Source organism: Cellulomonas sp. IC4_254 (assembly GCF_011603975.1).
Classification (GTDB): Bacteria; Actinomycetota; Actinomycetes; order Actinomycetales; family Cellulomonadaceae; genus Cellulomonas.
Genome location: NZ_JAANNB010000129.1, coordinates 1 through 11,352, shown reverse-complemented (window position 1 = coordinate 11,352; position 11,352 = coordinate 1). Strand labels below are relative to the sequence as shown.

The following is an 11,352-nucleotide window of genomic DNA, read 5'->3' as shown; positions in this document are numbered from 1 at the left end:
GAGAGGACCCCGCATGACCACCACCCCCTCCCGGCTCTGGCGCGGCGCCGCCGTCGCCGGCGCGCTGGCCCTGGCGCTGACCGCCTGCTCCTCCGGCGGCTCCGGCTCCGGCTCCGGCTCCGACGCGGCCGACGGCGGCTCGCTGACGGTCTGGGCCTGGGACAACACCGTCGAGCCCATCGCGCAGGCGTACATGGACGAGCACCCGGACGTGACGATCGACGTCGTCAACGCCGGCACCAACACCGACGAGTACACGGCGCTGCAGAACGCGGTCGCGGCCGGCTCCGGCGTGCCCGACCTCGCGCAGATCGAGTACTACGCGGTGCCGCAGTTCGCTATCGGCGAGGCGCTGGCGGACCTGTCCGACCTCGGCGCGGACGACCTGGACGGCACCTACAGCCCCGGCCCGTGGAACGCGGTGCACCAGGGCGACGGCATCTACGGCCTGCCGATGGACTCGGGCCCGATGGCGCTGTTCTACAACACCACCGTGTTCGAGAAGTACGGCGTGCAGGTGCCGACCACGTGGGACGAGTACCTGACCGCCGCGCGGGCGCTGCACGCGGCCGACCCGAACGTCTACATCACCAACGACACCGGCGACGCGGGCTTCGCGACGTCGATGATCTGGCAGGCCGGCGGCCAGCCGTACCAGGTGGACGGCACCGACGTGACGGTCGACTTCACCGACGAGGGCTCGACGAAGTTCGCCGAGCTGTGGCAGCAGCTGCTCGACGAGGACCTGGTCGCCCCGACCTCCTCGTGGAGCGACGAGTGGTACCAGGGCCTGGGCAACGGCACGATCGCCTCGCTCGCCATCGGCGCCTGGATGCCCGGCAACCTCGAGGCCAGCGTCACGCAGTCCGCGGGCCAGTGGCGGGTCGCCCCGCTGCCGCAGTGGGAGGCCGGCCAGACCGCGTCGTCGGAGAACGGCGGCTCGGCGCTGTCGATCACCGAGGCCAGCGAGAACAAGGAGCTCGCCTACGACTTCCTGACCTACCTGTCGAACGGCGACGGCACGAAGATCCGCATCGACGCCGGCGGCTTCCCCGCGACCACCGCGGACCTGGAGTCCGACGAGTTCCTGAACAAGGAGTCGGAGTACTTCGGCGGCCAGAAGATCAACGAGGTGCTGTCGCAGTCCGCGGCGGACGTGGTCGAGGGCTGGCAGTACCTGCCCTACCAGGTCTACGCGAACAGCATCTTCAACGACACCGTGGGCCAGGCGTACGTCGGCTCCACCACGCTCACCGAGGGCCTCGCGGACTGGCAGGAGCAGTCCGTGGCCTACGGCAACGAGCAGGGCTTCACCGCGAAGTGACGCCGGCCGGCCGGCGGCGCACCCCGCCGCCGGCCGGCACCCGCCGGGCTGGAGCAGCACCGGCCCCGACACCGAGACCCGGGAGCAGCACCCCGCCATGCCCACGTTCGAGATCGGCGCGACCGACTTCCTCCTCGACGGCCGCCCGCACCAGGTGATCTCCGGTGCCCTGCACTACTTCCGGGTGCACCCCGACCTGTGGGCCGACCGGATCCGCAAGGCGCGGCTCATGGGCCTCAACACCATCGAGACCTACGTCGCCTGGAACTTCCACGCCCCCGAGCGCGGCCGGTTCGACCTCGACGGGTCGCGCGACCTGGGCCGGTTCCTGGACCTGGTGGCGGCCGAGGGGCTGCACGCGATCGTGCGGCCGGGCCCGTACATCTGCGCCGAGTGGGACAACGGCGGCCTGCCGGCCTGGCTGCTGGCGGACCCCGAGGTCGGCGTGCGCCGGCACGAGCCGCGCTACCTCGCCGCCATCGAGGAGTACTACGACCACCTGCTGCCGCTGGTCGCCGAGCGCCAGGTCACCCGCGGCGGCTCGGTGATCGCCGTGCAGGTGGAGAACGAGTACGGCGCATACGGCGACGACGCCGAGTACCTGCGGGCGCTGATCAAGCTCACCCGGGAGCGGGGCATCGAGGTGCCGCTGCTCAGCTGCGACCAGGCCGACGACGCGATGCAGTCCCGCGGCAGCGTGCCCGAGCTGCACCGGACCGCGACCTTCGGGTCGCGCTCCACCGAGCGCCTGGCGCTGCTGCGCCGGCACCAGCCGACCGGCCCGCTGATGTGCATGGAGTTCTGGAACGGCTGGTTCGACTCCTGGGGCCTGCACCACCACGTCGCCCCGGCGGAGGCGAACGCCCAGGACCTCGACGACCTGCTCGCGGCGGGCGCGTCGGTGAACCTCTACATGTTCCACGGCGGCACGAACGCCGGCTTCACCAACGGGGCCAACGACAAGGGCACGTACCTGCCCATCACGACCTCCTACGACTACGACGCCCCGCTGGCGGAGGACGGCACGCCGACCGCGAAGTACTGGGCGATGCGCGAGGTCATCGCCCGGCACGCCCCGGTGCCGGACGAGGTGCCGGCCGCGCGCGCCGCCGCGCCGGAGCTCACCGTCGACCTGGACCGCCGGGTGCCGTTCGCGGCCGCGCTGCCCGTGCTCGGCGAGGCGGTGGACGCGGACCACCTGCCGACCACCGACGAGCTCGGCCACTGGACCGGGTTCACGCTGTACCGCACCCGGGTGACCGCCGAGGACCGGGTGCTCACGCTGGCCGAGGTGCGCGACCGGGCGGTCGTGGCGCTGGACGGCGAGCCGGTCGGCGTGCTGAGCCGGACCGAGCACGGCCGCACGCTCGCGCTGCCCGCCCGCGGCGGCGCGCTCACGCTGCTGGTCGAGGACCAGGGCCGGGTGAACTACGGGCCCCGGATCGGCGAGCCGAAGGGCCTGATCGGGCCCGCGCGCACCGCGACCCGCGAGCTGACGGACTGGTCCGTGACGCCGCTGCGCCTGGACGGCGTCGATCCGGCGCTCGCCGCCCTGCTGGACGCGGCGCCCGGCGTCGACGCCGGGTCCCCGGTCGCCGGCCCGGCGTTCCTGCACGGCACGTTCGACACCGTCGCGGGCGCCGACCACTTCCTGCGCACCGACGGCTGGGGCAAGGGGCTGGTCTGGGTCAACGGTGCCCTGCTGGGGCGGTACTGGAGCGCGGGCCCGACCGCGACCCTCTACGTGCCCGGGCCGCTGCTGCGCGCCGAGGGCAACGAGGTCGTGGTCCTCGAGCTGCACGGTGCCGCCGCGGCGCGCGTGACGTTCGCGGCCGGCCCGGACCTCGGCTCCTCGGAGGTCTGAGAAGTCACCCGCCCGCCACCGCGGTCCACCCGGTCGGCGCCTCAGATGACCTGCGAGGACGCCGATGACACGTGCAGGTCCCCGGCATGCTCGCCGGGGCGGCGCGTGCAACAGCGAGGGATCGGGACGTGGACGGCGCAGGGTCGCAGGAGTGGGAGGCCGCCGAGGGCGCCCGGGTGCTGCGCGGGGCCCTGGCGGCGCTGACCCGGGACGGCACCTTCCCCCTCGACGGCCTCACGCCCCGGTCGCCCGCGTCCGCGGCGGAGGGCGCCGGCCGGGTCCCGGGCCTGCCGCGCCGCCGGCGCCCCGCCGAGTCGGGCGCCGCGCCCGCGCCGGAGGACCTGCCGGCGCTGCTCGCGCGGCAGTCCCACCGGCTGCGCCAGCTGGAGACGCTCATCGAGGCGGCGCCGGTCGGCATCGGCCTGGTGCAGCTCGACGGCCGCACCCCGCTCACCAACGACACCCTGCGCCAGCTGCTCGGCTACTCGACCGAGGAGTTCGCGGCGATGCCGTTCGCGGACTACACCGTCCCGGAGGACCAGGCCGAGAACGACCGGCTGTTCCGCGCGATGGTCGACGGCGAGGGGTCCGACGGCTTCGCGATGCAGAAGCGGTTCGTCCGCAAGGACGGCACCACGCTGTGGGTGGACCTGACCGTCTCGTTGGTGCGGGACGCGGACGGGCGGCCGGACTACGCCATCGGCATGGTCCAGGACATCACCGAGCGCAAGCGCCTGGCCGACGAGCTCGCCGCGGCCGAGCTGCACTACCGGCTGCTGGTGGAGCACGTCCCGGCGGTCGTCTACATCGCCGAGCCGGGGCCCGAGGGCCGGTTCGAGTACGTCAGCCCGCGCCTGGAGTGGATGCTCGGCCGCTCGCCGCAGGAGTGGCTGGACGACGCGGGGGAGTGGTCCCGCGCCATCCACCCGTCCGACCGGGCGATGCGCACCCACGAGGAGGCGGTGCGCGAGGGGCTCGGCGAGGGCGGGCAGCTGCCGTCGATCACCTACCGGCTGCGGCACCGCGAGGGCTACGACGTCTGGGTGCGCGACGACGCGGTGCTCCGCCGGGACAGCGACGGCCGGCCGCGGCTGCACGGCGTGCTGGTCGACGTGACGCAGGAGAAGACGCTCGAGGAGCGCCTCGCGCACATGGTCGACCACGACGCCCTCACCGGGCTGGTCAACCGGTCGCACTTCCACCGGCTGGTGGACGAGGCGCTGGCCGGACGGGTCGACGGGCGCCGCGGCGTCGCGGTGATGTACGTCGACCTGGACGACTTCAAGGCCGTGAACGACAGCTTCGGGCACGCGGTGGGGGACCGGGTGCTGGTGGCGGTGGCCGACCGGCTGCGCGAGCTCGTGCCGCCGTCGGGCGCCGTGGCGCGGCTCGGCGGCGACGAGTTCGCCGTGCTGGTCACCGGGACGCCCGCCGCCGTGCGGCGCGCCGTGGCCGCCGTGCAGGAGATGGGCCAGGTGTCCGTGCCGGTCGGCGGGGCGTGGGCGCGGGTCAGCGCCAGCGTCGGCGCCGCGGTGGCGGACCGGGCGCACACCACCGAGAAGCTGCTGCACGACGCCGACCAGGTGATGTACGACGCCAAGCTCGGCGCCGACCGCCCGGGCCGCGGCGGCGCGCGGCGGGGCGCGGTGGCGCGGCGCGGGGCCGGCGAACGGCGCGGCGTCGTGGGCGGTCCCGCGGCGGCCGGTCGTCGCGCGGGCGACCGCGGGCCCGCCGACGAGGGCGGCCGGCGCGCCGGGGGCTGAGGCGGATCCTCGAGTCCCCGGCGCGCCGGTCGTCGTCGTCCGGCACCGGACGGCGTCAGGCGGGTGCGCCCACCCGGGCGAGCATCGCCAGCACCACGGCCGCCGAGCGGTCCGCGGCGTCGTCCACGTGCGTCAGGAAGTCGTCGGCGCCCGCGGGCCCGCACAGGTCGGAGATCCCGCGCACGGCCAGGAACGGCACGCCGTAGACGTGCGCCACCTGCGCGAGCGCGGTGGTCTCCATGTCGGTGGACAGGCCGCCGGGGAACTGCTCGCGCACCGGGCCGACCAGGCTGGCGTCCACGAAGGCGTCGCTCGACAGCATCAGCCCGGCGCGGACCGTGAGGTCGCCGGCGTCGGCACCGAGGGCCGCACCGCGCAGCGCGGGGTCGCCGTGGTAGGTCGCGGGCATGCCCGGCACCTGGCCGAGGGCGTAGCCGAACGCCCGGGCGTCGGCGTTCGTGTACACGTGCTCCGAGCCGACGACCACGTCGCCGACGTGCACGCCCGCCTGGACGCCACCCGCGCTGCCGGCGCTGATCAGCGCCGCCGGGGCCGTGCCGCCACGGGCCGCCGCGACCAGCACCAGCGCCGCCGAGGCGGCCGACGCGGCGTTCGCCAGGCCGATGCCGGAGCGGACCAGCAGCACGTCGCGGCCGCCGACGGTGAGCACGTGGTGCTCGGCGCCGCCCACCGTCGCCGGCTCGCCCGCGGCGTCGGCGCGCGCCAGGAACGGCGCGGCCTCGTCCGGCATCGCGACCGAGACGACGACGTCGACGCCCGCGAGCGAGCGGGGGGCGCTCACGCGGTCACCTGGCTCCAGCCGGCGCGCTGCGCGAGGAAGTCCCGCGCGGCGCCCTGCGCCCCCTCCAGGGTGTGGTTGGCGCCCCAGCCGCACTGCACCTCGTTGGCCGCGGGGACCTCGCCGGCCCGGGTGATGTCCTCGAGCGTCTCGGCGACCAGGCCCTGGACCTCCTCGTCGGCCCACTCGCCCTGCAGGATCAGGTAGAAGCCCGTCTGGCAGCCCATGGGGGAGAAGTCGATCACCCGGTCGCTGTGGTTGCGGGAGTGCTCGGCGAACAGGTGCTCCAGCGAGTGCACGACCGGCATCTCCAGGTGCGCCGTGTTCGGCTGCGTGAACCGGATGTCGTACTTGCTGATCACGTCGCCCGCCGGGAGCACCTTCTTGTCGGCCAGCCGGATGTACGGCGCGGCGACCGTCCGGTGGTCGAGGTTGAACGACTCGACGTTCATGCGGGGCTGGTTCACGGGACTCCCTCGGGGTGCAGCGGTGGGACGGGATCATTGTGCAGCGGTCGCGGGGCCCGCGGTATTCCGGGCGCCCGCCTTGGACGCAGGTGTCGCGGGCTCAGGCCGGCCGGACCGCGCGCGGGGGGCGCGGCCGGGTGCGCGGCGCCCGCGACCGGTCGGTGAGCTCCAGCAGCCGCACCACGCGCCCGCGGTGCGGCGCCCAGGGCGCGAGCACGTCGAGCACCTCCTCCTGCTCGACCCGCCGCCCCGCGATCGCCGTCCCGACGAGCCGGGGCAGGTGCAGGTCGCCCACCGACACCGCGTCCGGGTCGCCGAGCGCGCGCCGGGTGGTCTCGGCGACGGTCCACACGCCGATCCCGGGAACGGTCGCCAGCCGGCGGCGCACCTCCGCCGCGGCGCCCGGCGCGTCCGGGGCGACGTCGAGCACCTCCTGGAGCCGGCGGGCGACCGCGGCGGCCCGCAGGATCGTCGAGGACCGCTGGTCGTCCACCCCGGCCCGCCGCCAGTCCCACACCGGGACCCGGCGCCAGCCGAGCGCGTCCGGCGGGACCCGCATCCCCGCGGGCGCCGGCCCGGGCGGGACCTCGCCGTGCCGCAGCAGCAGCCAGCGCCAGGCGTGGTGCGCGTCCACCGTGACCACGCGCTGCTCGAGCACCGCCGGCACCAGCGCGCCGAGCACGTCGGCCGTGCGGGGGATGCGCAGGCCCCGGAGCCGGTGGTGCGCCGCGGCGAGCGCGAGGTGGCCGACGGGGTCGAACGTGCGGGGGTCGTCGCGGGCGCCGAGCAGGTCGGGCAGCCCGGCGAGCGCGCGGGCGGCGCCGGGGCCCCACGCGGCCGCCGCGACCCGGCCCGGCCCCGGCCGCAGGTGCAGGGTGGCGGGTCCGTCGGCGGTGCGCAGCGCGTGCCAGACGCTGCCGTCCCGCTCGATGCGGAGCGCGGGGTCCAGGCCGCCGCGGCGGACCAGCATCAGCGTGAGCCGCACGTCGAGCGGGCCGTCGGGGACGTGCTCCCCGGTCAGCGCGTCGCCGGTGCCGCGGACGGGCGCCGGGTGGGCGCCGGCGCGGTCGGGACGGCTCGGGTGCTGCACCCCACCAGCATGCCGGACGGGGCCGACAGGGCCCCGCCCGGCGCTCGGCGGCGTGCGGTCAGCGCTGGAGGAAGTCGAGCAGGACCTCGGTCACCTCGGCGGCGTGCGTCCAGAGCATCCCGTGCGGGGCGCCCTCGATCTCGACGTACTTGGCCTGCGGCACCGCCGCGTGGAACGGCCGGCCGGTGGCGTCGATCGGCAGGATCCGGTCCGCGGTGCCGTGCACGATCAGCGTCGGCACGTCGATCTTCGGCAGGTCGCCCCGGAAGTCGGTCAGCCAGGCGGGCACGACCGCGCTGGACGCGAACCAGGACGACCCGGCGGCGACGTCCCAGGAGTGCCGGAGCGCCTCCTCCGACAGCCGCGACCCCAGGTTCTCGTCCGTGTTGTAGAAGTCGGCGTAGAAGCTGGTGAAGTACGCGTACCGGTCGGCGGTCACCGCCTCGACGATCCCGTCGAACACCTCGCCCGGGACGCCCGTCGGGTTGTCGTCCGTGCGCAGCAGGAACGGCTCGAGCGACGCCAGGAACACGGCCTTCGCCACGCGCTCGGAGCCGTAGGTGCCGAGGTAGCGGCCGACCTCGCCGGTGCCCATGGAGAACCCGACCAGGACCGCGTCCCGCAGGTCGAGGGTGTCGAGCACGGTCTTGAGGTCGGCGGCGAACGTGTCGTAGTCGTACCCGGTGGTCGGCTGGCTGGACTGCCCGAAGCCGCGGCGGTCGTACGTGATGACGCGGTAGCCGGCGTCGAGCAGGGCGGCGGACTGCTTCTCCCACGAGTGCCCGTCGAGCGGGTAGCCGTGGATCAGGACGACGGGCTGCCCGGTCCCGTGGTCCTCGTAGTAGAGGTCGATCGACGTGGTGTTCTCGGTGCCCACGGTGACGAACGGCATGGTGCGCCTTCTCCCTGACGGTGGAGAACGGGCGTTCTCCGCGATGTCGCCTACACTAGAGAACGAGCGTTTTCGACGCAACCCCCTCGGAGGTGGACGCGGATGAGCCAGGTGCGGACGGCGGGACGGCCGCTCGACGACGAGCTGCGCGAGCGGGTGCTCGACGCGGCGGACCGGCTCTACTACGAGCGGGGGATCCAGGCGGTCGGCATGGACGAGCTGCGCACCGCGGCCGGCGTGCCGATGAAGCGGCTGTACGCGCTGTTCGGCGCCAAGGACGCGATCGTCGCGGAGGTGCTGCGCCGGCGCAGCGCGCAGTGGGAGACCGGCGTGCGCGCCGCGGTGGACGCCGCGACGAGCCCGCGTGAGCGGCTGCTCGCGGTGTACGACCACCTGGCCGCGTGGTTCGGCCAGACCGACTTCCACGGCTGCATCTTCATCAACTCGTTCGGCGAGCTCGGCGGGTGCTCGCCCGAGGTCGCGGCGATCGTGCGCGCCCACAAGGCGGCGTTCCAGGACTACGTGGCCGGGCTGGTCGCCGACGCCGGCGGCCCGCCCGCGCTCGCGGCGCAGCTCGCGATCCTCGCCGAGGGCGCGCAGACCACCGCGGCGATCGCCGGGACGCCCGAGGCGGCGGTCCAGGCGCGCGCGGCGGCCGCGACGCTGGTCGACGCGGCGGGCCTGCCCGGCTGAGCCCGGCTGGGCCCGGCTGAGCCCGACGGCGGGCCGTCGCCCGGCTCGGCACCGGCGCGGCGTCAGGCCGCGCGGTCGCCCTGCACGCGGGCGAGGAACTCCGTCACCGTCCGCAGGTACTCGGCTCGCGGCTCGTCAGCCGACAGCGCGAGGTCGTGGATCCCACCGGGCACCGTCACGAGCGTCACGTCGTCGCCCAGCCGCGGCGCGCGCGACCAGATCTGCCGCACGTCGAGCACGGTGTCCTGGGCGTCGAGCAGCGGGTTGGCCCGGGAGTTGGGCCCCGACCCGGCCGCGGTCGCGACCAGGACCGGGGCGTCGATCCCCAGGCCCCGGGCCAGCCGCGCCTGGCCGCGGCGCACCGCACGCAGCCAGCCGGCGCGCACCGGGAACCCCTCGGCCGGCTTGAGCGTCCGGTCGTACTCCCACCGCCCGCCGTTGTCGGCGTGCAGGTGCCACGAGTACGCCGACGGCCCGTCGGCGAGCACCCGCATCCGGTCCACCGGCGCCAGGCTGTCCAGCACCCAGGTCGACACGACCCGGTGGAACCAGCGCGAGTTCAGGTCGAACCACGGGCTGTTCAGCACCAGCGCGTCCACCGCCGCGCGGCCGCCCGGGCTGGCCGCCCACAGCGCCGCGGTCAGGCCGCCCGTCGAGTGGCCGTGCACGGTCAGCCGGTCGTGGCCGAGCTCCTCGCGGACCAGCCTGGCGGCCAGGCCGAGGTCGGCGCGGTACTCGGCGAGGTCGTCGACGTAGTGCGGGACCTGGCCCTCGCGCCACGACCGGCCGCACCGGCGCAGGTCGAGGGCGTAGAACGTGTGGCCCGCCGCGGCGAACGCGTCCGCCAGGTGGGTCTGGAAGAAGTAGTCGTTGAACCCGTGCACGTGCAGCACGGCGCTGCCGCCGGGGGCTGATCCGGGCTCCGGGGTCCGGCGGACGACGGTCGCCACCAGGTCGGGGTCGGCCGCCGAGAGCGCGAGCGTCCGCTGCTCCCAGCCGGGCCCGAGCGGGTCCGGCCCCCAGCCGGTCACGGGCGCCCCGCGCCGTCGGCGGTCCGCGCGCCGGGCCGGGCCGCGGGCAGCCGCAGCGGCAGCAGGGCGACCAGGCCGATCGCGATCACGAGCACGATGCCCAGGATGCCCCACCGCTGCGACCCGGCGACGGCCACCGCGGTCGAGAACGCGAACGGCGCGAGAAAGCTCGCCGCCCGCCCGGTGGTCGCGTAGAGGCCGAAGATCTGGCTCTCCCGCCCCGGCGGAGCGACGCGGGTCAGCAGCGACCGGCTCGCCGACTGCGCCGGGCCGACGAACACGCACAGCAGCAGCCCGCAGACCCAGAACGCCGACGTGCCCGCGCCGGCCAGGGCGAACGTCGCGACCCCCGCGACCACCAGCCCGACCAGCGACACCACGATGAGCACCCGCGGGCCGACGCGGTCGTCGAGCGCACCCGCCGCCAGCGTCGCGACCCCCGCGACCACGTTGGCGGCGATCGCGAAGACCACGACCTCGCTCGCCGAGAACCCGAAGGTCCCCGACGCGATGACGGCGCCGAACGTGAACACGCCCGCGAGCCCGTCGCGGTACACGGCGCTGGCCAGCAGGAACCACACCGTGCTCCGCGACGTCCGCCACAGGTCGCGCACGTCCGCGACGATCCGGCGGTACGACTCGGCGACGCCCGGCCGGCGCCGGGCGCTCGCGGCCTCCGCGGGGTCGTCCGGCACCGCGACCAGCACCGGGACCGCGAACGCGCCGAACCACAGCGCCGACACCAGCACCGCGACCCGGATGTTGGTGCCGTCCTCGCCGGTCACCCCGAACCAGCCGACCTCCGGGTTGATGAAGCCGACGAACAGCAGGAGCAGGAGCACGATGCCGCCCAGGTAGCCGGCGCCCCAGCCGAGCCCGCTGACCCGGCCCAGCGTCGCGGGCGTCGCGACCCGGGGGAGCAGGGCGTTGTAGTGCACGCTCGCCAGCTCGAACGTGAGGTTGCCGGCCGCGAGCAGCGCGATGCCGAGCAGCAGGTTCGCGGTCAGGGAGTCCGGGTCGGGGCGCACCAGGGCCATCGCCGCGCACAGCGCCACCGTCACGGCCGTCTGGACCGCGAGGTTGCGCCGCCGCCGGCCCGAGCCGTCCGCGCGGGTGCCGGTCAGCGGGGCGAGCAGCGCGATCAGCACCCCCGCCGCGGTCAGGCCCCAGCCGAGCCACGTCGAGTGCCGGGCGAGCGCGGCGTCCAGGGCGGCGCCGCCCTCCGCGACCACGGCCGGGTCGACGAACGCGTCGCTGGTCAGCCAGCGCGTGAACACGAACGTCGTGATGACCGCGTTGAACGCCGCGGAACCCCAGTCCCACAGCGACCAGGCGACGACGCGCCCGCGCGCGCCGCGGACGGGCACCGCCGGGGCGTCGTCGGCGCCGGGGGTCGTGGGGTCGGCGGACGTCGGGCCCCCGGGAGGGG

The 11,352-nt window shown here is 75.6% G+C and carries 10 protein-coding genes; 4 read left to right on the top strand and 6 right to left on the bottom strand.

The window, feature by feature from the left end; genetic code table 11:
- The first annotated feature begins 13 nt into the window (after nucleotides 1–13).
- The 3 genes from G6556_RS12880 (at nucleotide 14) to G6556_RS12870 (ending at nucleotide 4,951) form a co-directional block, all read left to right on the top strand.
- Complete coding sequence (locus tag G6556_RS12880; RefSeq protein WP_166941948.1) at nucleotides 14–1,324, top strand: sugar ABC transporter substrate-binding protein; 1,311 nt, start codon at nucleotides 14–16, stop codon at nucleotides 1,322–1,324.
- Nucleotides 1,325–1,421: 97 nt separating this feature from the next.
- Nucleotides 1,422–3,188, top strand: coding sequence for a beta-galactosidase family protein (locus tag G6556_RS12875; RefSeq protein WP_166941946.1), 1,767 nt, complete (start codon nucleotides 1,422–1,424; stop codon nucleotides 3,186–3,188).
- A 128-nt stretch (nucleotides 3,189–3,316) separates the two neighbouring features.
- Nucleotides 3,317–4,951 carry a sensor domain-containing diguanylate cyclase gene (locus tag G6556_RS12870; protein WP_166941944.1) on the top strand — a complete coding sequence of 545 codons (1,635 nt, stop codon included), beginning with the start codon at nucleotides 3,317–3,319 and terminating at the stop codon, nucleotides 4,949–4,951.
- Nucleotides 4,952–5,006: 55 nt separating this feature from the next.
- On the opposite strand, the gene mtnN is transcribed toward G6556_RS12870, so the two are convergent.
- The 4 genes from mtnN to G6556_RS12850 form a co-directional block, all read right to left on the bottom strand.
- Nucleotides 5,007–5,753, bottom strand: coding sequence for a 5'-methylthioadenosine/S-adenosylhomocysteine nucleosidase (mtnN, locus tag G6556_RS12865; RefSeq protein ID WP_346774879.1), 747 nt, complete (start codon nucleotides 5,751–5,753; stop codon nucleotides 5,007–5,009).
- Nucleotides 5,750–6,202, bottom strand: a complete 453-nt coding sequence (locus G6556_RS12860; RefSeq protein ID WP_166941952.1) for an S-ribosylhomocysteine lyase — start codon at nucleotides 6,200–6,202, stop codon at nucleotides 5,750–5,752. The genes mtnN and G6556_RS12860 overlap by 4 nt, the downstream gene beginning before the upstream one ends.
- Before the next feature lie 115 nt (nucleotides 6,203–6,317).
- Nucleotides 6,318–7,307, bottom strand: a complete 990-nt coding sequence (locus tag G6556_RS12855; RefSeq protein ID WP_346774878.1) for a DNA-3-methyladenine glycosylase 2 family protein — start codon at nucleotides 7,305–7,307, stop codon at nucleotides 6,318–6,320.
- 58 nt (nucleotides 7,308–7,365) lie between these two features.
- Complete coding sequence (locus tag G6556_RS12850) at nucleotides 7,366–8,199, bottom strand: alpha/beta hydrolase (protein WP_166941937.1); 834 nt, start codon at nucleotides 8,197–8,199, stop codon at nucleotides 7,366–7,368.
- Nucleotides 8,200–8,301: 102 nt separating this feature from the next.
- Here G6556_RS12850 and G6556_RS12845 point away from each other — a divergent pair, with 102 nt between their 5' ends.
- Nucleotides 8,302–8,892 (top strand): TetR/AcrR family transcriptional regulator, encoded by a 591-nt coding sequence (locus tag G6556_RS12845; RefSeq protein ID WP_166941935.1) that lies wholly within the window; start codon nucleotides 8,302–8,304, stop codon nucleotides 8,890–8,892.
- Nucleotides 8,893–8,954: 62 nt separating this feature from the next.
- Here the strand turns inward: G6556_RS12845 and G6556_RS12840 are convergent, their stop codons facing one another.
- Both G6556_RS12840 and G6556_RS12835 read right to left on the bottom strand, forming a co-directional pair.
- On the bottom strand, nucleotides 8,955–9,923 hold the full coding sequence (locus tag G6556_RS12840) for an alpha/beta hydrolase (protein WP_166941933.1): 969 nt from the start codon (nucleotides 9,921–9,923) through the stop codon (nucleotides 8,955–8,957).
- The coding region (locus G6556_RS12835) for an MFS transporter (protein ID WP_240934464.1) at nucleotides 9,920–11,352 on the bottom strand (1,433 nt) is incomplete at its 5' end. The genes G6556_RS12840 and G6556_RS12835, both read right to left, overlap by 4 nt.